Genomic DNA, 20,397 nt, shown 5'->3' on the forward strand with positions numbered 1-20,397 from the left:
CCTGTTATAAGCGGGTGGCTTTTATCTGCCTGATGTGACGCTGAATCTGGCCGGTTCGATATAAAGAGATGCTGATAATGTCCACAGTAAGTCTAAAACCATCCTACGAAAAAACACATGCACATTGGGGGGGCGTATTTGCCATGACGCTTTGTGTGTTTGTGCTGATTGCTTCTGAGTTTATGCCGGTCAGTCTGCTTACGCTGATTGCCCGTGATTTACACGTTAGCGAAGGGATGGCAGGACAAGGCATTGCTATATCGGGTGCACTGGCGGTACTGACCAGCCTGACTATCTCCCCTATTGCCGGTGAACTGAATCGTAAATATCTTCTGCTGGGGCTCACCGTCTTAATGGCCCTATCGGGAATAGTTATCGCCACAGCGGCCAACTATCCGGTTTATATGGTGGGAAGGGCGCTGATTGGTGTTGTCATCGGTGGATTCTGGTCAATGTCGGCAGCAACCGCCATTCGGCTCGTGCCACAGCACGAGGTTCCCCGCGCACTGGCGATTTTTAACGGCGGCAACGCGCTGGCTACCGTTGTGGCTGCGCCGCTGGGGAGCTATCTGGGAACGACCATCGGTTGGCGTGGGGCCTTTTTATGTATCGTTCCCCTCGCGATAGCCGCGTTCATCTGGCAATGCATCAGCCTGCCTTCGATGGAAAGCGATAAAAAACAAAAGCCACAGAGATCTGTACTTCGTCTGTTCAGGGTCGCCATCGTACCAACGGGACTGCTGGCCTGCGGACTCTTCTTTATGGGGCAGTTTGCCTTATTTACCTACGTGCGCCCCTTTCTGGAGACCGTCACCCGCGTGGGACCTTCTGGTCTTTCCCTGATTTTGCTCACAATAGGTGTAGCAGGTTTTGTCGGCACACTGATCGTATCGACATTCCTGAACGCAAGGTTTTATCAGACCTTAATCATGATCCCTCTGCTTATGGCAGCGACGGCCGGTGCGTTACTGCTGGTCGGACACAGCATCTGGGCCGTTGCCGTTTTGCTGGGCCTGTGGGGGCTGCTTGCGACGGCTGCACCGACGGGATGGTGGACATGGATAGCTCGGGCGCTACCCGAAGATGCAGAAGCGGGAGGGGGGCTCATGGTTGCTGTGATCCAGCTATCGATTGCACTGGGTTCCACGGCAGGAGGTCTGATATTCGACAGCCTGGGATGGCGAAGTGCTTTTGGCTTGAGTGGTGTGTTACTTCTGGGGGCGGTAGCGATGACATTTGTCACATCCCGTCAAAAACAGTAAGGCGCACTTGCGTATGTTAATCTGAAGCCAATAAAACAACTGCTTCGGAGGGCATATGCAAGGTCCAGATCCACTGAACAAGCATCCAATGGAAGGGTTTCCTCAGGTTTGTTTCATCAAAAATACGGTGACGAATCCAAACATTATCATTGGCGATTTCACCTATTACGATGACCCAGAAGACTCTGAGAATTTTGAGCGGAATGTTCTGTATCACTTCCCTTTCATCGGCGACCGACTGGTCATCGGTAAATTTTGCGCGATCGCAAAAGGTGTCCAGTTCATCATGAACGGTGCGAACCACAAATTATCGGGCTTCTCTACGTTTCCATTTTATATTTTCGGGAATGGATGGGAAAAGGCGATGCCAAAGCCTGGAGATTTGCCGTACAAAGGCGATACGATAATCGGAAATGATGTCTGGATAGGTTACAAAGCGCTAATCATGCCTGGCGTGAAGATCGGCAACGGCGCGATTATTTCCTCCCAGGCTGTTGTCACTACCGATGTGCCCGCATATACCATTGTCGGAGGGAATCCTGCAAAAGTAATTAAATCACGATTCTCAGATGAAATAGTTATCGAACTGGAAAAATTAGCGTGGTGGGATTGGTCTGTAGAAAAGATAACTCAACACCTCGCGGCAATAATGTCTAATGACATTAATATGCTTCGTACTATCGAGTAATCTGAAATAAAGGAATTCATATGGATAAGTCGCTGAGTTGGCGATGACAGAATTGGAACAGTGAGTGGAATATCAACATAATTGATCGTGTGTGAGGTGAATATGGACGTTAGAAGATTTATGGATAGCGATGAAATTGCCTTACTCCCAGTTTTTTTATCATCGGTACGTAATATCGCATCACGCGATTATACACCCGAACAAACAGCGCTCGTGCGGGCTTATCTGGATTTTTGCGCGGAGTGGGTGGGAAAGCTGAGGTAGTACTGAAACCATTAGATCTGCCCCTCGCGCCTTACAGACTCTCAATCTGGTCAGTGCAAGAACAAGGCGATGCTAAAAGCCTGTTTTAATCGCATGCTGATGAGCCAATGCGAGGGTTCTTCCCTCACAAATTGATTCAATTACTCACCGTTTTTTCATGTCATTCGCCGACATCAACCCGTAATCTGATAAGAATCATAAGGCCAGATATTGAGAGGAAACACCATGGCACTTCAGGATCAACCCGCTTACATCATCAAAATGCGTGCTAAGCCTGGTTTGGGCGACAAACTTTTTGAACTGGCGACCATCGGAATGACGAAATCCGGTGCATCTGATCGATTCATCATCGCTCGCGAAGATGATGACCCGGACACGCTGTGGAACTTTGAGGTCTTCAAATCCGATGCGGCGAAGGCGCAGTATGAGAACAGTCCGTTAGCTGACGAGCTTCGCGATGAGATAATCGACCTCCTGGCTGAACCGCCTATGCGTATTGCCGTTCATCCCTATTCTGCTCTTCCTCTGAAAGAAGATGCATAAAAGAATATAGCCTGCTTTTATATTGCAGGCTTATTATCCACCCTGAATATTGCCTGCTCATTAATCATTTGTTACAATCTTGCCGCTAACGTCAAATACAGCAGTATCATGCGGACGTTATTTATACGGAAATTGAGATGATGGAGCAAAAATGAAATATGTGATGGCACTTGTACTGAGCATGGGTTTATCCGGGTGTACCGCAAATGATTGGATAGATGCGGCAGGTGGAATAATGCAAGCGAAAGATCAGCAAGAAAAAGACGCGAGAAATAAGCGCATAAAAGCCGCTAACAAGGCTGCAGGTTACTAATATTTAAATCCTCTTTAATATTCCTCTTCTCGCGCAATACCGCCAGAAGAGGAATGATCTTGCCACTGAATTTACTGACTAAATACTCCCTTCACTTTTGCTTGTTGGCAAGAGATATAGCCGTAATGTTTTCGGTTGCCATTCTTATCGAACGCGGCATAAAAAGGCATTGTCTCGGCATCTTTTTTTAGCGTGTAGTTGAGGCAGGTGCCATTGATTTCGGGAATGCTCATCTCACTGTCTGGCTTTCCGCCCGCAGCAATAACCGAATTTTTTGTCGCATTCGTTGCGTACGTCGCCTGGACGAGTGGATCGTTATCAAACTTCATAAAGCTGAAGCTACAGGCACTCAATAAAGGCACAATAAATAGAGGGGAATAACGCATAAAATATCCTTCCGTAGAATATAATCATCAACACAATTAAAATGATCGACCCATTATTTCTTGTCCATCACCTTCACTTTCTTATATATGTTAGGCAAATAAGGGGCCGAGTACAATTATCGGGCTAATGGTCACTGTGTTTAACAAATTATTGGCTTACTCCCGCATCTGAAAAGCCGGTCTCAAACTGAAAAGAGCAAAACACAGGCACATTGCGGCGGTCAGCCACGGCAGTCCGTGCAAGGAATATTCCATGGCGAACCCGCCCAAAAGTGGACCAGCCAGCGCACCTGCACCCCAGGCGACCGACATGGCGGAATAAATTCCGGCCAGCTGGCTGCCTTTGAAGCGTTCACCCACCCATGTGATGGCGACGGTGTAGATGCCAACAAAAATGCCGCCCCAGATAAATAACATGACGTACGAGAGAAAATGAAAGGCGAGAATATAGGGCCAGATAAAGGCCATCGCGGCGGCGATAAACGCCAGAGTCCGCATGAGCAAAAGCCGGTTGACCTTGTCCGCCAGCCAGCCAATGGGCAATTGCAGAACGATGGCCCCGAACATCAGAACCGAAATCAATAATGCGGACGCAGACTCGCTCCAGCCCAGTTTTATGGCGTAGATCGACAGGAAGTTCATGCCCAGCATTTCGACTGCGGCGTTAAGTACCGTGGCCATTATCGGTAACGCGGCGAGTTTCAGGCTACGTAAAAAACCTTCCGCTGCGTCTTCGTCGTGCTCGACGCGCGGCATACCTGATAAGGCGATGAGCCCAATCGCAATGACGGTAATTATGGCGGAGATATAAAACGCCAGGTTGCCGTCGCTGCCGGTGTAGGCGAGTATCAACGGGCCCGCCGCGAACCCTAATGACATCCCCGCGGTATAGAGTGCCAGCACTTTGCCTCTGGCGCGTTCAACCGTGCTGCCATTCAGCCAGGTTTCAGTCTGAACCATGATGACTTCACTGAACATGCCGAGCCCCATCCTGAGCAAGAACCAGAACGGGAGTGTGACCACGCTGAATAACAGGAAAATAATGGCGATGGCGCCGAGCGATATCAGCATCAGAATAGCAGGGCGAACTCGCCTGAATAAGGCAGGCAAAAACGGTGCGATGACAAAAACGCCGACCGCATGCATGGCGGCGTTGATGCCAATCATGCTTTCCGTCATGCCTGCATGGATCAGTTTAAAGGACAATAATGGTGAGCTCAGACCGTACGTTAAGCTGAATACCGTCACCGAAAAAATAATGGCAAATAGCCGCTTATTTAATAACATACGACCCCTTTATTGCGTCACCACAAATACTGTAAACCCGCCGTAATAGTCCAGTTTCTGTTTTGGATGCCACCCCCACTGGACGCGGACTGATAACCGTCATTATCCCATTGCTCAATCTTGCCTTTTTTATTCGGATAATAGGTGTAGTCAGCTTCGGTGAAAACTTTTGCCTGAGGCGTCACCCAATATCCGGCATTGATCTGACCGGCCCACAGCTCTGCGCTGCTGGTGTTGATCGCACTGGTCGCATTATTTAAATAATGGTTATCGTTATCTTTGCCATCGACCCAATGGCTGTATTTCATAAGCGCATTAAATTCAAAATCATTGATGGCGTATTTTCCGATGAGGCCGAGATAGGGTGCGCGATAGGTTTGTTTATAACCAACAACGGATTGATTCGCGGGAAATGCGCCCTGTACTCGTGGAAGATTAGGGTCATAGGTATCGTTCGCATCCGTTCCCGCATAATCATAGGTGCCGCCTTTTGCCGTCATGCTAAAACGGCTTTCCTGATAACCGGCAATGATACCTGCCTTATAGTTTTCGCTATTGAATATCCATCCGCGAAGACTCAGATCATATTCATTGGCTTCATTTAGCGTCGCCGATGAGAAGGAGGTGTCAGTGTTATTGGTAGAGTGAAGATCCTGCCAGTCGCGATCCCGTAAGCTACCGGAACCTGCGGCCAGTGATGTCCAACCCGCGGCATTGATGCTTAACCACGGGAGAAGGTCATAATTCGCCTCCATTTTGAGGATGGCGGCGTTTTTCATTTTCCAGTCGAGTCGACTGAGTTGTCTGCCCTGATCGTAAATATATTCTCTCGATTCCCCGCCCATATAACCCAGCGACGTCGTTAACGATAAACCATCATAAATATACTGTTTTTCCTGGCCTGAAAGGTAATCAACTGCCCAGGCTGGAGTAGAACAGATGACTGCTACGCCACATACCACTGCTTTTGTTTTCATCGCCGTGCGCCTTGTCTCATTAGAGAAGTTTTTGGAGTATAGAACTCAAATCTTAAATTGTGTATATACAGAAGCTTAAAAATTAAGAAACAGTGAGTTTGTAGATTGCCAGAAAGAATGTATGACGACGAGTTGACAATGAAAAAGCTTTTAACCAATATTAAATCGCCTAACCTATGAATTGGTATGGTAACGTTTTGGCATGCCATACAAACGCATGAAGTTTACAGGGTTTTAAGTAAGCTTGCTTATGTTGCGGATTTGAATGAATAATACTCTATGTCTAATAATTATCATGCTTATAATATATTTTTATTATGCCCCTTCACCTGTTAAGGACGAAAAATGAATAATTGTCTTATTTTTAAGGGAGGGTTAGTCCTTCTTTCCATTTCATCATTCGCGTTTTCTCAAGAAAGCCCGAGCTTTGATTGTGCGTTGGCGAAAACACACGTCGAAAAGGTATTGTGTTCAGGCGGTAACTCAGGGATGGGAGATCTTGACCAGACGATGCATGATCTTTACATGGCAGTACGTAAATCACCTGGTGCGGATATCAAAGCACTCAATACGAGTCAGCATGAATGGCTTGAAAAGCGTAATCAGTGTAAAGGTACGGATGATGAAGTGATGAATTGCCTTTATGATAGCTATCGAGAAAGATATAAAGAGCTTAGTAAGTCCTATGACAAGCAGCAGCTTACAGGGCTTTTTACCAACAAGTCAGGCATGATGGATAGCGTTTTATTCCCTAATGGCATGTTATCGGTCAATATCAGCACTGATGCTGGCGCGCCTTCTTACGATTCTTGCCTAGTAAGTTTCAGAGCGCCTGTAGAGAAAGATACCCTAAAACACGTATTAACGGCGGATGAAATAGCCGACGATTCGAAGTGTTCAGTAGAGATGAACGTCAGCGGAACACAAATGAAAATATCATCTAAAGAATGTCGCGCTTCATTATGCGGTAATTCTGCAAGTTTTGATGGCACCTATAAAAGGCAATGATAAATAACCCCTTGAAAAATGACCGAAGAGATAATGCAGGCGTATATATTAAAATGTCCGACGCTTGTGCAGCAAAAGATAATGCAATTTCGGTTACTACCTTAAAGGAGCATAATCATGAATAGTGAGAAGTCAGCCCCACTATTAAAACTTTCAGGGATAACCAAAGTCCATGATGGAAAAATCATTATTTCTGGCTTCGATCTCACTGTCATGAATGGCGAGTTCTTAACATTACTGGGACCCTCAGGCTGCGGTAAAACGACATTATTGCGGTTGATTGCTGGACTTGAGTGGGCTGATAGTGGTCAGATTTTTCTTGAAGAAGAAGACATTACTGCGATGCCTGCAGAAGAACGCCATACGAATACGGTGTTTCAGAGTTATGCTTTATTCCCCCATATGACTGTTTTTGACAATGTAGCTTTTGGACTACGTATGCAAAAAGTCCCTACGGAGGAGTTAACTAAGCGTGTAAATGAGGCGTTAGAACGTGTTCAGTTATCAGAACTAAAAAATCGACGTCCTGACCAACTTTCCGGTGGGCAGCAGCAGCGTGTTGCGATTGCCCGTGCTGTAATAAACAATCCTAAAGTCCTCTTACTCGATGAGTCACTGTCAGCCCTAGATTACCGTCTTCGGCGGCAAATGCAGAATGAACTGAAATCACTGCAACGTAAATTGGGAATTACGTTCATATTTGTTACTCACGACCAGGAGGAAGCGCTTTCGATGTCTGATCGAATCATTGTTCTTCGTGCGGGGAATATCGAGCAGGACGGAACGCCTCGGGAAATATATGAAGAACCCAGAACGATGTTCGTCGCACAGTTTATCGGTGAAAGCAATATACTCGATGCCAAGGTGATCAATCGAATTGATGATCAGCGTGTACTGGCTAGTGTGGAAAACGTTGAATGTACGATCTGGACGCAGCTTAAAGTTGAGACTAATCAAAGGATTAATGTTTTGCTTCGCCCTGAGGATATTCAATTAGAGGTTATTAACGATCGCGAAATAGATAACGCCCTCATCGGCTATGTGCGCGAGAAAAATTATAAAGGGATGACGATTGAGTCTTTAGTCGAACTGGTCAATGGAAAAACGATTACCGTAAGTGAGTTTTTTAACGAAGACGCTCCTGATGTTGACTTGACCTTGGGCCAGCGTGTTTTAGTTCGTTGGTTCGAAAACTGGGAGGTCGTTCTGTACAATGAAAATCACCTCTGAACGCCAGCAGAAGATAATTGTCAGTGGTGTCATTTTGTGGCTGACAGTATTTGTATTCATTCCTACAGCAATGGTTGTTTTTTCCAGTCTACTGACCCGCGATGATGGTTCGCTTATCAAACTGGTTTTTACCATCGAAAATTATCAACGTATTTTTGACACACTTTATAGTGGAATATTCATCAGGTCATTTAACCTTGCACTTTTGGCCACTATGGGTTGCCTCATAATCGGCTACCCTTTTGCCTTTTTCCTCAGTCAAAAGTCAAAGAAAGTTCAGTCAATACTTCTTTTTCTGTTGATCGTTCCTTTTTGGACAAACTCCCTTATCCGGATTTATGCGTTTAAACTTTTTCTGAGTGTTAATGGTTACTTAAACGATTTCTTACTGTGGGCCGGTATTATAGCAGAGCCAATGCATATTCTGTACCATCCTCAGGCTGTTATTCTTGGCTTAATGTATGTACTTATTCCTTTCATGATCATGCCATTATATGCAAGTGTTGATAAACTCGATAAGGTCTTGCTTGAAGCCGCTAAGGATTTAGGTGCTAAAAAGCTGAGTGTTTTTACACGTATAATTCTTCCATTAACGATGCCCGGGATTATTTCGGGCTGTTTGTTGGTGTTTATCCCTGCGACTGGTATGTTTTATGTGGCTGATATTATGGGAGGAGCAAAAAACTTATTAATTGGTAACGTAATTAAGGACCAGTTTTTAATTGTTCGGGACTGGCCATTTGGCTCAGCCATTACAACTGTCTTGATGCTGGTTATGGGCGTTCTCCTCCTGCTGTACTATCGGGTTAGCTTATGGGTTAATGGGCATCAAAGAGGTAAGATATGATGCGCTGGATTAGCTGGTTGTTAATGGGGGGGCTATATGCGTGGCTTTATATCCCTATCGGCATTTTAATTGTTAATTCCTTTAACTCCTCCGCTTATGGCATTGACTGGGGGGGCTTTACATTCGAGTGGTATGACATTTTACGCGCGAACGACAGTTTATTACAGGCTGCGGGTCATTCCCTGATTATGGCTACACTCTCAGCGACTTGTGCGACGTTAATAGGTACCCTTATCGCCATTGCACTTCATCGTTATCGGTCACACGGACAGAGTTTTATCAAAACTATGCTTTTTATTGTCACATTATCTCCAGATATTGTGATGGCTATATCCTTAATGGCATTGTTTATTTTATTTGGCATGTCGCTTGGTTTTACAACGTTGCTGTTTTCACATATTACATTTTGCTTACCATTTGTTGTCCTTACTGTACGTGCAAGACTCGCTGGATTTGATCCGCAAATGACTGAAGCCGCGAAAGATCTGGGAGCGAGTGAATGGATAATCATGAAAATGATTATTTTCCCACTTATTTTTCCTGCGGTGGCATCAGGATGGTTATTAAGCTTCACCTTGTCTATGGATGATGTGGTAATTTCCTCATTTGTAACGGGGGCAAGCTTTGAAATATTGCCACTCAAAATATACTCGATGGTTAAAGTGGGCATATCTCCAGAGGTTAATGCTTTAGCCACACTTTTACTGGTTGTTTCATTGGCGTTGATCACAATCAGTCAATTTTTATTGAATAGAAAAGACAGTGTTACGAGGAGTGTAGCATGAAAAAAATAGTAGGTTTAATAGGGCTAACCCTCCTCATTTCCTTTTCATGTCAGATTCAGGCAAGAAGTGATAATGGCGTTATTTACTTTTATAACTGGACAGAGTATGTACCTGATAGCTTGCTGGAGCAGTTTACTCGAGAAACAGGAATAAAAGTCATTTATTCTAATTATGAATCCAATGAGATTCTTTATGCAAAAATGAAAACAGGCAGTGTTTATGATTTGGTTGTTCCATCATCCTATTATGTTGCCAAAATGCGTAAGGAAGGGATGCTGCAAAAAATAAACAAAGATGTGTTGACTAATTTTAAAAATCTGGACCCTTTGCTTTTGAATAAACCGTTTGACAGAAATAATGAGTATTCAGTGCCTTATATTTGGGGGGCGACAGTCATTGCCGTAAATTACAAAAATATTTCCCCTAATTCAATCCATGGCTGGTCCGATTTATGGGCGCCGAGATTCCGTAGCAGTCTACTGCTAATTGATGATGATAGAGAGGTGTTCCATATTGCCCTACGTAAACTGGGCTACTCGGGAAACACCACAAACGTGAAGCAAATTCAGCAAGCAGCGAAAGAATTAATGGCTTTATCTCCAAATGTACTTCTCTACGATGGTGATAATCCGGGAAACCCATTTATCGAAGGCGATGTTGACGTCGGTATGATATGGAACGGTTCGGCGTATGTAGCCAGTAAAGCAGGCGTACCGCTCAAGGTTATCTGGCCTAAAGAGGGGGCTATTTTTTGGATGGATAGCCTTGCGATTCCTGCTGGCGCGCAAAATAAGGAGGGGGCGTTAAAGCTAATTAATTTCTTACTTCGACCCGATGTCGCAGCTGCTGTGGCTGAACGGATTGGTTATCCAACACCCAATCTTGCTGCACGGGCTCTGCTTCCTCCTGAGATACAACATAATCCAATGTTATATCCTGATGCCGAAACTCTAAAAAATGGCGAATGGCAGGACGATGTGGGCAGTGCAACAGAGATTTATGAAGAAGCATTTGAACGAACCCGAGCGGGTCCATGATCAGGGGGCCAGCGCGCCCCTTTGTATCAGAAGGTATAGCTTATACCCACTGTGAGCTCGGTAACGCCGTGTTTATTGACCATAGGGCTATCGCTGATGGTGGACGGATAAAATCGTCCTGTAATTTCTCCCCATGTGTTCCATTGTTTTGACCAGGCGTAATTCATGGCTAGCTGTAAGTAAGGTACATAGCTGTCGTGCGGGCGCCAGGTTGAAAGGCCGCTGCGTTCAGACTCTTCTTTTGTTATCCCATAATAATACTGTGTATTTTGCGCATTCGACCAGTCAACACCTACCTCAGGGACAAGAGTGAAATTGCCCCACTGTTGCAGCAGGATGTAGGCTGCATTCACTGTCACACCTTGGCTATTATTCAGCGTATCGGCTCCGACCGTAGTGCTGAATGCGCCGATTGATGAAATGTACTGATAAGTAAAACCTGCCATCATGGTACTGTTGCGACTATTGAGGCTGCGCATTGCCGAATTGCGACCGTCGGAAGAACTGTATTGATTCGTGTAGTAATAGACTTTTGCGCGGAAAAGTTGCGTGTCGGTGTTGATAAAATTGTATCCGGCCTCCGTGCCATCGATATACCAAGTTTCACCATTGTAGCCTATATAGGGCAGAGCCCAATAATCGGCATGACGAGTTTTATACGCTGTTCCGTAAGAGCCGCCCTGTACACCCAGAGAAAAATCAGCGCTATGTGCAATTTCAACAACAGATAGCAGAATAAACGGGATGAATTTTAGAGAATTACGCATGATTTATTCCTTTCCAGTATAAAGATCTTCAATACAATTCAACGGTTGCGGCGTATATCCTGAGAATATGTGGATCCAATTATCGGAACGTCAGATTCCTTCAGGCGACTACGCTTCTTCAGCACCTCAAAAGGGAGACTGTTTTCCAGGAGATTGTTGTTATAGCAGTAGCGATCGGCATAACCACTCAACAATATTCTCCAGTCATATTTCACCGCGGTGGAAACGGACTTTCCATGGTGAAATATGTTAGATGTACAGTTGTTAAGAAGCGTGTTATACCATTCAGGATGTAGGTTAACCTTCTTAATTCTAAGCAGATAACTGCGAAACAAATCCCGGCTTTGCTCACGTGTAATATTTAATGGGTAGAGATAAATGCGCTCTTTTCTGATATTAGCACGTACGCCAATCAGATCTCTTTCATCAGCAACCACATATACCAAGGGATAATTTTTCAAGAAACCACCAAATGCAGACCACGGCTGATTTTGTCGTCTGCGGGTTTCAATGGATATTGCCAGCCATTGCCCATTGTTGAAGCCAAAACTGAGGAAGACATGAGCGATAGCGCTTCCTGCCCAATACGATATAACCAGGTCGGTAGCGATAATATCGCTCAATTTACACTGACAATCATACCAGTTGGGGATCGGGTGTGAGTCATCCCGATAACTAAAGTTACGGACATGGTGAATATGAACATTATCACTGTCCTTCCATTCTATTGAAGCAACCTGGGAATACTCCTCTAACCAGGGAGCGCCTTTATCGTCATTATGTCCTTTAATTTGCATAATCATGTTCTACCCAACTGTTGCTTCCACCGCTTCAGCAAGGAGTGTTCTGCAGGATGGACGAGCACATGCATCGCTCGCGCATAATCCAGCATCAGGCCGGGTGTCCAGGCCATAGTAGTAGCACGTTTACGCAATTGGGCGGCAATCCATAATTCCGGCATGAAAAATAAACGGATAAAATGCAGCCAACCCCGCTTGCCGGAGAGGACGCCATCTAGTGCCGCTTCTAGTGCATATGCCACGCTGCTGGAACAGTTCCGCCATGTCAGGTTATAGGTATTCACCTTGCGGTAATTTTTCCAATATCGGCGTAAGGCGCTGGCGTTGTAATGATGAAAGACAATTTTCCTGTCGGAATCACACCAGGCTGAAGCTTCTTGTTGGTAACTCGGTTGAAATTCACCGGGCACATTATTTTCTTGAATAGCTTTAAGCGTTTGAAAAAATTCCGAGGGTGAACGGTCAATTTCAACTGCGGGATACAGGCTGACATATACATCAGGCGACATTTGCAGGGCGGCATGTCCCGTTGAAATAACCCCGTCGACATCGACCGCGGCAATGTAACGATTAATGACCGGGCGTGGTACGGGCGAGTTTTCCGCAGACCCCTCGGGGGTCCAGACATGCACAATTAGCGGCCCATCGTTTTTTGCGTCACGTTTAGGCTCTGAATCAGGCGTTTGCCTGACAGGCTCCATCAGGCTGAAGATAGTCTCACCTTCACGCAAGCGGAATGCACGTCTCGCCAGCCTAAGACTCTGAATACTGCCTAAAATCATAATCACGCCAAGAAACTGTGAAATGGTCCCGTGATGGTGTGTGGGGTAAGGAAAAAAGAGGAACAGAGCAAATGCCAGTTGCGCGATGCCACCGACAAAAACCTTCCGCCAACCATCGTAGCGAACCACCCAGGCTGAGGCCATGACAAACAGGCCGGTAATGAAAAAAGCGAAACCAAACAAAATGGCCAGTAACAGATTACTGCTATCACGCCCGGAAAGAATGAGGACTGCAATAAAGCAAAAGATGCCGCCTTTGAAATAAAATACTGATTTTTGAGCACCTTTAGCGTTGCTCGCCAAATACAGCGTCACAAGACTTTCAATCAATAGCAGAATCCCAAAAACATGAAAAGGGAAGTAGCGCATGCCTTCCATACCATCCAGGAAGATAGAGACGCCAAGCCCCCCCCACAATAAACCCACAATTCCAAGTATCGGAGCTGCTTTTCGCACAAAAGCTCCGCCCATCAATAATAGTGCAACCTGCAGCATCGATTACGTCCCCTTGATGATTAGGCCGGATCCCTGGCCCTGAAATTCTCCCACCCAGTAGCCAATCAGTACAACGCCATCCGACTGCTGCAATGCGATGAGCTTCGTTTCTTGTAAACACAAAGTGTTTGTTGGAGAAAGGGCCAGTAAAAATCGAAATGACTCATTGAGGGCGCTACCACTTTGCACAATAGCCCACCGCTCACGCATCTTTTGTTGATCATCGGGCGACATAAACGAGAACAGCTGATCGGCATTATTAATCGTCGCAAGGTGTTGATTGAGCATGTTGGACGAACTTTGGTCCCAGGTCAGGCGTCCGCTTTGTGGTTCGAGATAATAGGATGAAACAGGGCTTGATCTCTGATTATGCTTCAGCAGATAGACAAAATTCAGAAGGAGCGCGGTGCCTGACAGATAACACTGGGCCAGCAAAAGCGGCTCACCCGGCCGTAGACCCGGTATAAATAGCGGGCCGTTACGCTGCCACGAATAATAAATCACGATAATGCAAAAGCTCATGAATGCCATCGCACCCATCTGATTGCCACTGACAACCGGTATCACTATCATCACGATGACGGGAATACAGGCCAGGCTAAACAGGAAAGCTTCTCCCCTTGGGCCACCAATTGGCTGATGGAAAACATAGATCGCACTCAGGCACAACAGCAGCCACAGCGTCCCGCCAATTAACCATTTATGCGATATTTCTGATTCTTGTCGCCAAAACAACCCCATCACGATGGTCGTCAGTAAAATGGTGCCGACCACGTTGGCGGACCACCAAATCCATAGCGTCGACACGAAATCAACACCGTGACGCAGGACAACCCAACCCCCGCCCAGCGCGGCGGCAACGGCGCTGGTGAGCACAGTTGCCACTAGCCATACCACGAGGCTGTAGAGCGTGTCGTGAGGACGGGTGAAATGGCGTACGCACCAGGCAATCGCAAAATCGTTGGTTAATGAAATCGCCGAATGCACCAGCGAGGTTTCAAGCGAATGGCGCAGGGTCACATCAAGAAGTGTGCGCACCAGAAACAGACCGAGGAATAGCCAGGGCCAGTTGCGGCGTGACGTCAGCAGGAACGCACTGACCGCCAGGCCCGCGGGGAACCAGACAAAAGAGACCTGGCTGACGGGGTCATCGAGAAACAGCGATATATACCCGAGAGAGTAATAGAGCACGCACCACAGCAATAACTGCATAATAAATTTGGGTGAAAGCACAAGAACCTCGCAATGCATATTAGTGGCACAGGCGTGACACCTAACAGCATAGAACAAGTTTGTGTCGTTGCAGGCGTCACGTTTTAAATATTATTCGGTGCATTTATCCACATGAAATGAATGGCATTACGTTCGGTGATACGAAGGTCAATATCAGTCTTTCATATGGCGATAAAAAATATCAGAAGATTTAGCATCAACTATTTTATGGTCGCTGTTTCTGAGTAAGACATAGGTTCCGTCCATATAGCTCCAGAATGTCCCTGGCTTAGGTGCAGGCAAATGTCTTATACGCCATGAGGTGATGTTGTAGTCTTTGGTGAAATTGATGTCCGGCGCTTTGTCGCCGATGCTGTACTCATGGTAATTCGATCTGAATGTATGCTCATCGAAATTAGGGTTATTGGCAAAAGCAATGCAGGGTAATGCAATCACAAAATACATTAAACACTTCAAAACAAACCTCGGCATTAATATTGAAAAAAGTGAAAGGTGAACGACAAAGACACCGTAAAAATAATGCGGGTATATTGCCTTTGTTAGCGTAAACCCTTCATCAACCGCCTTCGGATTTGTTTCGGCAATACATGCAGCGTGCTGAAAAATGGACCAATAACATCGGGCCACCGCAGCTTTCAGCCGGTAGGGGGGGAAATCCTCTGGCCCTTATGCGATGCTGACATCCAGAATTGAGCGCTATACAAGAGAAGATTCATGACGGGTAAAATCACGCTAGCCATGTTCGCATTCGCCGCGAACTCGATCCTGTGTCGGATTGCGCTCAAAGATGTGCATATTGATCCACTGTCTTTTAGCAGCCTGCGCCTGCTGAGCGGCGCCATCGTGCTGTTTCTCCTGCTACAGAAACCGTTCCTGAATCGTCAGATTGAGTGGAAAGTGAAAAACGCACTTTTCCTTGCCGTTTACGCCATTGCCTTTTCCATCGCCTATGTTCATCTCGGCACAGCCGAAGGGGCGTTACTACTGTTTGGTACGGTGCAGCTGGTGATGACGGGCTGGGGGATTTATCGGGGTGAGAGATTAACCCGGCTGAAGAGTGCCGGGATCGCGCTGGCGGCGATGGGGATTTGCTGGCTGCTGCTGCCAGGCGCAAACAGCCCACCGTACGTTCCGGCGGCAACCATGATGCTGGCTGGGGTTGGCTGGGCGGCTTACAGCATCGCAGGGAAAAGCGTTAAAAACGCCACGGCGGCGACGGCGGGCAGCTTTATATTGACCGTTCCCGTGGCGCTGTTGCTATCGCTGACCCTCAATCAGGCGGCGCACGCGGACACACAAGGCGTGCTGCTGGCGTTGATATCAGGAGGAATGACGTCAGGTGCGGCCTATGCGCTGTGGTACGCGATTGTGCCAACGTTAACCTCTTCGACGGCCAGCACTGTGCAGCTGAGTGTGCCGTGCATTTCCGCGCTGGGCGGGGTGGCGTTTCTCGGTGAGCACCTGACGCTTCAGCTGGTGGTGTCAACGGTGACGGTGATTGCGGGGATTGCGCTGACGATTTATGCCGATAAACAGGCGCGGCGAAAAGTGACCTCGCCGTAAGCCACCGGGGTCAATTCAGGGCTGATGAAAGGTGAGGGTATAACCCTGTTCGTGCCAATGCTGGAGTAGTTCTTGCTGACGGCGCGTCGGGGAAATGCCGGTCCAGACGAAAAGCTGCTGGCCGGGGAACAGTTCCGGGCGCGGGACATCGAGCGGTTCAGCCATCACGGCAATGTGTAAGCCTTGCTGCGAAAGGCGCCAGGCTTCCAGCCACAATCGCGTTCTGTCTTCGGTGTCCCAGCCAATCAGTAGCGCTTCGTCGCCGGCTTTTTTACGCGCTTCAGCCAGGGCGGACGTGGCGAATTCTATCAGCACCCCGTCAAGCAGGCTGCACATGATGCGCGCGGTATTGTGATCGAGGCTCAGACGCTGGCGGACAGGAATGAAAACATGGTCAATCAGATCGCTAGCCGAATGCTCCCGAATTAACGCGATGATTTTGGTGCGCAGCCTGGCGGGGTGAGCGAAACGTAGCACCGCCATCATCTCTTCCTGGCGGCTGGTCCAGTCGCCATCGGTGGTGATGACACTTTCTTCGAGCAGCGTTTTGACTTTACTCACGGGCACGCCGCTCTTGATCCAACGCTTAATCTCTTCGATGCGCTGGATATCTTCTTCATCAAACTGGCGGTGCCCACCTTCGCTGCGTTGAGGTTTCAACAAACCGTAGCGGCGCTGCCAGGCACGCAGGGTCACGGGATTGATACCGCATCGCTCGGCAACATCGCCGATGCTATAAAACGCCATAGTATCCCCCCATGTTCAATCAGAGACGTCCATTCTTAACGTAACCAATCAAAGGCGTTTGTACAATTTATAATTTATTGTACAGCAGACTGGAAGATGTGTGGGAAGAATATGCCGAACGATTGTTAAACAAACGTAACATCGCAGTTGGGAAAGGGCTTTGGGGAAGGGCCTGCCGCACGATGGCGGCAAGCGAAATATCAGGTATGGCGGGTCAGAACGGGGTTTTCTTCTCCGGCCAGGCAACCTGCGGAATGCCACAGAACAGAGGCTCTGCGAACAAATGGCCCTGGAACTGGGTGATGCCCGCGGACTCAAGCCACATCCACTCTTCTGCTTTCTCCACGCCAACCACGGAGACCATAATTTCAAGCGATGTACAACATTTGATGATGGCCTGAATGATGGCCTGGCGCGGACCACTTTTATGCACGTCGCGGATCAGGTCCCGGTTGATTTTGATTCGGTCCGGCTGAAAATGCGCTAAAAGCAACAGTCCGGCAGACCCGGCACCGAAGTGATCGATAGTAACGATGATCCCCGCGGCTTTCAGTTCTCTGACCGCGTGGGTAAACGCATCAAACTGAGAAATCACCTCGCTTTCAGTGAACTCCACAATCACCTGTTCCGGCACCAGACCGTTGTCCGCGATCGCGTGCAGCAGAATAGCGACCGCATCAGGGATTTTCACCAGCGTCATGGGCAGCAGATTCACGGAGATCGTCTGGTCGTTCAGGGTCAACGCCCCGGCCAGCGCGAACGCAACTTTCTTGCTTTTAAGGTCGGCCCGGTAAACATCATCCCCCGTAAAGGTATCGAAATACGCCTGCGGGGAGCCGCCTGACGGAGTACGCAGCAGGGCTTCCAGCGAGACAATTTCCTGTGTCAGCGGGTCAATGATCGGCTGAAACGCAAAACCACAGTCGGCGTCAGGGCCAATAACCTGTGGGTCCACTAAGCGTTCCTCGCCCGACGGGATAAAATCCCAGGTGTCGGCAGAGGGGATCTCAAAGTAATTCTCTTTTTCCGTAGCTTCGACAAATGTGCGGAAGAACTGCAGCGCGCGGTCATTGTAGATGAGCTGATATTTTGAAGTGCCTTTATTGAGGATGTTTTGCAGCACCTCGTCGCGGTCATGTTCCCGCAAATCAAACAGCTCCATCCCGACGTTGCCAAAGCGGCGCGACGGGGCGTAGTCGCACAACAGTTCCACGACGTTATAGTGCCGGGGATCTTCGCAGATAGCGTTATAGATGGCCTTTACGTTTTGGTCAGGGCCTTCGAGCAGCTGGAAAAAATGGGTACCGTTAAACAGCAGAATACCGGTGACATCCGCCTGGCGGTTGTTTGCATTGGCTCCAGCGACCATCTTTTCGAGAGATTTTACCGGCACGTCGTCGCACAGATGGCTGCGATAGATGATTGTCGTAAGCATAATTTTTCAAACAGTAGAGGGGATTGTTATTAACCCTAACAGAAGTAAGCCGTTTCGTCTCGTGTTGTAACACTTTAAATTAACAAGTGTTTTACAGGAAAATAGGGCATCGATCGGTGCTGTTTTAATTCTCTTTCTTTGTTGTACAACCTACGCTTTTCCCTTGTACAAACCACTATCAGATAATACCCAATACAAAACTCACAACATCATGAATTAAAAGGGTTAGCATTTTTTGTTAAAACATCAGTAATGCACTTGTACAGCTTTTGTGTACAATTTTCGTAACTTTGAATAACACAACATTAACCCTTTTACTGAATCGTACAGGAGTGACATATGCAGCAGAATGGTTACATACCGGATACAGCAAGCGCCATTGCCCAGTACTTCAATAAGGCAAATCTGCCGACCCAGCAGGAAACCTTAGGGCAAATTGTGGTGGAAATCCTGAACGATGGACGGAACCTGAATCGTAAATCACTCTGCACAAAGTTGCTGAGCCGCCTTGAGCAAGCATCCTGTGTGGAAGAGGAGGGTCACTACAACGCACTGATCGGTCTGCTGTTCGACAGATAAGCCCCACGTGCGCAATGAAATGTCGCGTTCCCGAGTCAGGGATTGTCGGCGAACAGGGAATGCAGTTATGACGAGAAGCGAAAATAAACAACAAACAGACCAAATAACCGATCAGCTTATTGGCGAGGCCGTATTATCGCTACTAAAGCGCAAAGGCCCCGTAAGCACGCTCGCGCTGCTGGCAGAACTTCGCAACATGCTGGCAGTAGAAAGCGACCCGAGGCGGCGAGAAACGTTGCCGATTATTATCGCTGAAGTTGAAGCAACGACGTTAAGAAATGAGCGTTCGGAGAAGCTGGCCACAGGAACGCATAAGGAACATGCAAATACGCTGCTCGGGAATAAGCAGCCGCAAGGAAAAAATAAAATCCACTGACAATCCAATGATTCCCGAGGGTAAAAAAATGAGCACAGCCACGATTCAACAGTCTGATATTTATACCGCCATGCCCGACAACTCTCTGACGGATTATTTCCGCAAGGCGGGTGATATGTTTGCAGCGGAATCCGCGGTATTGGGCACAGCCATTCGTCAGGTGCTTTTGTCAGGTGAACATATTAATAATAAGAACATTATTCTGGCGCTGCTGCGTACGCTGGAAGCCACCCGCGATGTGGTGCAGGCGGATGTTATCCGTAAAACCCTCGAGATTGTGGTCGGCCATACCACCGACGATATCTGATATGCCCGCCGGTACTGCCGGAGACTGAAAGGTGGGCCGTGAGCAATTCCGGCCCTGTGTATTCTAACCTGTGACGACGGAAACTGACGAATGAGTGGCCAAAACTGCGTGCAGCTTGAGCAGGTCGATCTCTGGCTGTCTGACCATTATTTGCAACTCGGTTTGCAAAAGGCGCTTGAGAATATCCGCTTTGATGATACCGGTATTCGCTACGTATTTTTGACGGAGCAATATTATGCGGATGTGCTTAGCCATAATTACGATCTGGACAAGAATCGCTTAATTCTTCTGACGAACGGGCATGATTTTAATTTTCTCGACAGCGTGCCGCTGCACCGTTTATCGGCCAGGGCCACGCTCGATGATATCCGGAATTTTATCACCAGCATCACCTGGCAAAAGGGCGAGCCAACGATGCCGTCGCATCGAATGTTATTGACCGCCAGGGAGAAAAAGCTGATCGACTTAATGAAGGAAGGCAAAAAAATGACGGAAGTGGGTATGCACATGAATGTGCATATTAAAACGATTTATCAAATCCGTCAGAACCTGATTAAGAAGATGGGCTGTACCGGGTTGATTGATTTTCTGCGCACCCTGCGCAGCGACGTATTCAGCCTATGGATGCAGGAAAACCAGCGTTATCCTGCGTCAACTCGCCGGAACGTGCTCCACTGAGAAGAGGT

General features: G+C 47.4%; 24 protein-coding genes. 14 read left to right on the plus strand and 10 right to left on the minus strand.

The genetic code is table 11. From position 1 onward, the window contains the following. Window positions 1-77: 77 nt before the first annotated feature. From A8O29_RS10920 to A8O29_RS10935, 4 genes are all read left to right on the plus strand, one after another. Window positions 78-1,262: an MFS transporter gene (locus A8O29_RS10920; protein WP_125354420.1), complete on the plus strand. Its 1,185-nt coding sequence runs from the start codon at window positions 78-80 to the stop codon at window positions 1,260-1,262. A 55-nt stretch (window positions 1,263-1,317) separates the two neighbouring features. Then, window positions 1,318-1,950, plus strand: a complete 633-nt coding sequence (locus A8O29_RS10925; RefSeq protein WP_125354421.1) for a Vat family streptogramin A O-acetyltransferase — start codon at window positions 1,318-1,320, stop codon at window positions 1,948-1,950. Between the two features lie 489 nt (window positions 1,951-2,439). Next, window positions 2,440-2,757: a putative quinol monooxygenase gene (locus A8O29_RS10930; RefSeq protein WP_174081302.1), complete on the plus strand. Its 318-nt coding sequence runs from the start codon at window positions 2,440-2,442 to the stop codon at window positions 2,755-2,757. 151 nt (window positions 2,758-2,908) lie between these two features. Then, complete coding sequence (locus A8O29_RS10935; RefSeq protein ID WP_166665225.1) at window positions 2,909-3,070, plus strand: hypothetical protein; 162 nt, start codon at window positions 2,909-2,911, stop codon at window positions 3,068-3,070. A 71-nt stretch (window positions 3,071-3,141) separates the two neighbouring features. Here A8O29_RS10935 and A8O29_RS10940 read toward each other — a convergent pair whose 3' ends face one another. The 3 genes from A8O29_RS10940 to A8O29_RS10950 all read right to left on the minus strand — a co-directional run bounded on the left by A8O29_RS10940 (window position 3,142) and on the right by A8O29_RS10950 (window position 5,720). After that, window positions 3,142-3,456, minus strand: a complete 315-nt coding sequence (locus A8O29_RS10940; protein WP_174081303.1) for a hypothetical protein — start codon at window positions 3,454-3,456, stop codon at window positions 3,142-3,144. 156 nt (window positions 3,457-3,612) lie between these two features. Beyond that, window positions 3,613-4,743, minus strand: a complete 1,131-nt coding sequence (locus A8O29_RS10945; RefSeq protein WP_125354423.1) for an MFS transporter — start codon at window positions 4,741-4,743, stop codon at window positions 3,613-3,615. A gap of 17 nt (window positions 4,744-4,760) precedes the next feature. Next, window positions 4,761-5,720, minus strand: a complete 960-nt coding sequence (locus tag A8O29_RS10950; RefSeq protein WP_125354424.1) for an omptin family outer membrane protease — start codon at window positions 5,718-5,720, stop codon at window positions 4,761-4,763. 345 nt (window positions 5,721-6,065) lie between these two features. Here A8O29_RS10950 and A8O29_RS10955 point away from each other — a divergent pair, with 345 nt between their 5' ends. The 5 genes from A8O29_RS10955 (at window position 6,066) to A8O29_RS10975 (ending at window position 10,627) form a co-directional block, all read left to right on the plus strand. Further along, window positions 6,066-6,728 carry a lysozyme inhibitor LprI family protein gene (locus A8O29_RS10955; protein WP_125354425.1) on the plus strand — a complete coding sequence of 221 codons (663 nt, stop codon included), beginning with the start codon at window positions 6,066-6,068 and terminating at the stop codon, window positions 6,726-6,728. 117 nt (window positions 6,729-6,845) lie between these two features. Then, window positions 6,846-7,958 (plus strand): spermidine/putrescine ABC transporter ATP-binding protein PotA, encoded by a 1,113-nt coding sequence (gene potA, locus A8O29_RS10960; protein WP_174081304.1) that lies wholly within the window; start codon window positions 6,846-6,848, stop codon window positions 7,956-7,958. After that, window positions 7,942-8,805: a spermidine/putrescine ABC transporter permease PotB gene (gene potB, locus A8O29_RS10965; RefSeq protein WP_125354426.1), complete on the plus strand. Its 864-nt coding sequence runs from the start codon at window positions 7,942-7,944 to the stop codon at window positions 8,803-8,805. The genes potA and potB overlap by 17 nt, the downstream gene beginning before the upstream one ends. Beyond that, window positions 8,802-9,590: a spermidine/putrescine ABC transporter permease PotC gene (gene potC, locus A8O29_RS10970; protein WP_125354427.1), complete on the plus strand. Its 789-nt coding sequence runs from the start codon at window positions 8,802-8,804 to the stop codon at window positions 9,588-9,590. The genes potB and potC overlap by 4 nt, the downstream gene beginning before the upstream one ends. After that, a complete protein-coding gene (locus A8O29_RS10975; protein WP_125354428.1) occupies window positions 9,587-10,627 on the plus strand; it encodes an extracellular solute-binding protein in 1,041 nt (346 codons plus the stop codon). The genes potC and A8O29_RS10975 overlap by 4 nt, the downstream gene beginning before the upstream one ends. 26 nt (window positions 10,628-10,653) lie before the next feature. Here A8O29_RS10975 and A8O29_RS10980 read toward each other — a convergent pair whose 3' ends face one another. The 5 genes from A8O29_RS10980 to A8O29_RS11000 form a co-directional block, all read right to left on the minus strand. After that, complete coding sequence (locus tag A8O29_RS10980) at window positions 10,654-11,394, minus strand: MipA/OmpV family protein (protein WP_125354429.1); 741 nt, start codon at window positions 11,392-11,394, stop codon at window positions 10,654-10,656. Between the two features lie 38 nt (window positions 11,395-11,432). Continuing rightward, a complete protein-coding gene (locus A8O29_RS10985) occupies window positions 11,433-12,197 on the minus strand; it encodes an Lnb N-terminal periplasmic domain-containing protein (protein ID WP_125354430.1) in 765 nt (254 codons plus the stop codon). Beyond that, window positions 12,194-13,471, minus strand: a complete 1,278-nt coding sequence (locus A8O29_RS10990) for an HdeD family acid-resistance protein (protein WP_125354431.1) — start codon at window positions 13,469-13,471, stop codon at window positions 12,194-12,196. The genes A8O29_RS10985 and A8O29_RS10990 overlap by 4 nt, the downstream gene beginning before the upstream one ends. A gap of 3 nt (window positions 13,472-13,474) precedes the next feature. Continuing rightward, window positions 13,475-14,683 (minus strand): MASE1 domain-containing protein, encoded by a 1,209-nt coding sequence (locus tag A8O29_RS10995; protein WP_168713863.1) that lies wholly within the window; start codon window positions 14,681-14,683, stop codon window positions 13,475-13,477. A 174-nt stretch (window positions 14,684-14,857) separates the two neighbouring features. Further along, window positions 14,858-15,148: an RcnB family protein gene (locus A8O29_RS11000; protein ID WP_168713864.1), complete on the minus strand. Its 291-nt coding sequence runs from the start codon at window positions 15,146-15,148 to the stop codon at window positions 14,858-14,860. A 270-nt stretch (window positions 15,149-15,418) separates the two neighbouring features. Between A8O29_RS11000 and A8O29_RS11005 the strand changes: the two genes are divergently transcribed. Then, window positions 15,419-16,267: a DMT family transporter gene (locus A8O29_RS11005; RefSeq protein WP_125354434.1), complete on the plus strand. Its 849-nt coding sequence runs from the start codon at window positions 15,419-15,421 to the stop codon at window positions 16,265-16,267. Between the two features lie 15 nt (window positions 16,268-16,282). Here the strand turns inward: A8O29_RS11005 and A8O29_RS11010 are convergent, their stop codons facing one another. Further along, window positions 16,283-17,014 (minus strand): MerR family transcriptional regulator, encoded by a 732-nt coding sequence (locus A8O29_RS11010; protein WP_125354435.1) that lies wholly within the window; start codon window positions 17,012-17,014, stop codon window positions 16,283-16,285. Window positions 17,015-17,228: 214 nt separating this feature from the next. Beyond that, window positions 17,229-18,449, minus strand: a complete 1,221-nt coding sequence (locus A8O29_RS11015) for a diguanylate phosphodiesterase (RefSeq protein ID WP_125354436.1) — start codon at window positions 18,447-18,449, stop codon at window positions 17,229-17,231. Window positions 18,450-18,788: 339 nt separating this feature from the next. Here A8O29_RS11015 and ycgZ point away from each other — a divergent pair, with 339 nt between their 5' ends. From ycgZ to A8O29_RS11035, 4 genes are all read left to right on the plus strand, one after another. Continuing rightward, window positions 18,789-19,028 (plus strand): regulatory protein YcgZ, encoded by a 240-nt coding sequence (ycgZ, locus tag A8O29_RS11020; protein WP_125354437.1) that lies wholly within the window; start codon window positions 18,789-18,791, stop codon window positions 19,026-19,028. Window positions 19,029-19,095: 67 nt separating this feature from the next. Beyond that, window positions 19,096-19,404, plus strand: coding sequence for a hypothetical protein (locus tag A8O29_RS11025; RefSeq protein WP_125354438.1), 309 nt, complete (start codon window positions 19,096-19,098; stop codon window positions 19,402-19,404). A 28-nt stretch (window positions 19,405-19,432) separates the two neighbouring features. Next, on the plus strand, window positions 19,433-19,711 hold the full coding sequence (locus tag A8O29_RS11030) for a biofilm/acid-resistance regulator YmgB/AriR (RefSeq protein WP_159466214.1): 279 nt from the start codon (window positions 19,433-19,435) through the stop codon (window positions 19,709-19,711). Window positions 19,712-19,801: 90 nt separating this feature from the next. Beyond that, complete coding sequence (locus tag A8O29_RS11035) at window positions 19,802-20,389, plus strand: helix-turn-helix transcriptional regulator (RefSeq protein ID WP_125354439.1); 588 nt, start codon at window positions 19,802-19,804, stop codon at window positions 20,387-20,389. Window positions 20,390-20,397 lie beyond the last annotated feature (8 nt).

The sequence above is a fragment of the Scandinavium goeteborgense genome (assembly GCF_003935895.2).
Classification (GTDB): domain Bacteria; phylum Pseudomonadota; class Gammaproteobacteria; order Enterobacterales; family Enterobacteriaceae; genus Scandinavium; species Scandinavium goeteborgense.

Coding starts and splice junctions, on each gene's coding strand:
- A8O29_RS10975 (WP_125354428.1), top strand. CDS start 9,587: ATGAAAAAAATAGTAGGTTTAATAGGGCTAACCCTCCTCATTTCCTTT.
- A8O29_RS10980 (WP_125354429.1), bottom strand. CDS start 11,394: ATGCGTAATTCTCTAAAATTCATCCCGTTTATTCTGCTATCTGTTGTT.
- A8O29_RS11035 (WP_125354439.1), top strand. CDS start 19,802: ATGAGTGGCCAAAACTGCGTGCAGCTTGAGCAGGTCGATCTCTGGCTG.
- A8O29_RS10985 (WP_125354430.1), bottom strand. CDS start 12,197: ATGATTATGCAAATTAAAGGACATAATGACGATAAAGGCGCTCCCTGG.
- A8O29_RS11015 (WP_125354436.1), bottom strand. CDS start 18,449: ATGCTTACGACAATCATCTATCGCAGCCATCTGTGCGACGACGTGCCG.
- A8O29_RS10950 (WP_125354424.1), bottom strand. CDS start 5,720: ATGAAAACAAAAGCAGTGGTATGTGGCGTAGCAGTCATCTGTTCTACT.
- A8O29_RS11005 (WP_125354434.1), top strand. CDS start 15,419: ATGACGGGTAAAATCACGCTAGCCATGTTCGCATTCGCCGCGAACTCG.
- A8O29_RS11025 (WP_125354438.1), top strand. CDS start 19,096: ATGACGAGAAGCGAAAATAAACAACAAACAGACCAAATAACCGATCAG.
- A8O29_RS10995 (WP_168713863.1), bottom strand. CDS start 14,683: ATGCAGTTATTGCTGTGGTGCGTGCTCTATTACTCTCTCGGGTATATA.
- A8O29_RS11000 (WP_168713864.1), bottom strand. CDS start 15,148: ATGTATTTTGTGATTGCATTACCCTGCATTGCTTTTGCCAATAACCCT.
- potB (WP_125354426.1), top strand. CDS start 7,942: ATGAAAATCACCTCTGAACGCCAGCAGAAGATAATTGTCAGTGGTGTC.
- A8O29_RS11030 (WP_159466214.1), top strand. CDS start 19,433: ATGAGCACAGCCACGATTCAACAGTCTGATATTTATACCGCCATGCCC.
- A8O29_RS10990 (WP_125354431.1), bottom strand. CDS start 13,471: ATGCTGCAGGTTGCACTATTATTGATGGGCGGAGCTTTTGTGCGAAAA.
- potC (WP_125354427.1), top strand. CDS start 8,802: ATGATGCGCTGGATTAGCTGGTTGTTAATGGGGGGGCTATATGCGTGG.
- A8O29_RS11010 (WP_125354435.1), bottom strand. CDS start 17,014: ATGGCGTTTTATAGCATCGGCGATGTTGCCGAGCGATGCGGTATCAAT.
- A8O29_RS10920 (WP_125354420.1), top strand. CDS start 78: ATGTCCACAGTAAGTCTAAAACCATCCTACGAAAAAACACATGCACAT.
- A8O29_RS10940 (WP_174081303.1), bottom strand. CDS start 3,456: ATGCGTTATTCCCCTCTATTTATTGTGCCTTTATTGAGTGCCTGTAGC.
- A8O29_RS10935 (WP_166665225.1), top strand. CDS start 2,909: ATGAAATATGTGATGGCACTTGTACTGAGCATGGGTTTATCCGGGTGT.
- A8O29_RS10955 (WP_125354425.1), top strand. CDS start 6,066: ATGAATAATTGTCTTATTTTTAAGGGAGGGTTAGTCCTTCTTTCCATT.
- potA (WP_174081304.1), top strand. CDS start 6,846: ATGAATAGTGAGAAGTCAGCCCCACTATTAAAACTTTCAGGGATAACC.
- A8O29_RS10945 (WP_125354423.1), bottom strand. CDS start 4,743: ATGTTATTAAATAAGCGGCTATTTGCCATTATTTTTTCGGTGACGGTA.
- ycgZ (WP_125354437.1), top strand. CDS start 18,789: ATGCAGCAGAATGGTTACATACCGGATACAGCAAGCGCCATTGCCCAG.
- A8O29_RS10930 (WP_174081302.1), top strand. CDS start 2,440: ATGGCACTTCAGGATCAACCCGCTTACATCATCAAAATGCGTGCTAAG.
- A8O29_RS10925 (WP_125354421.1), top strand. CDS start 1,318: ATGCAAGGTCCAGATCCACTGAACAAGCATCCAATGGAAGGGTTTCCT.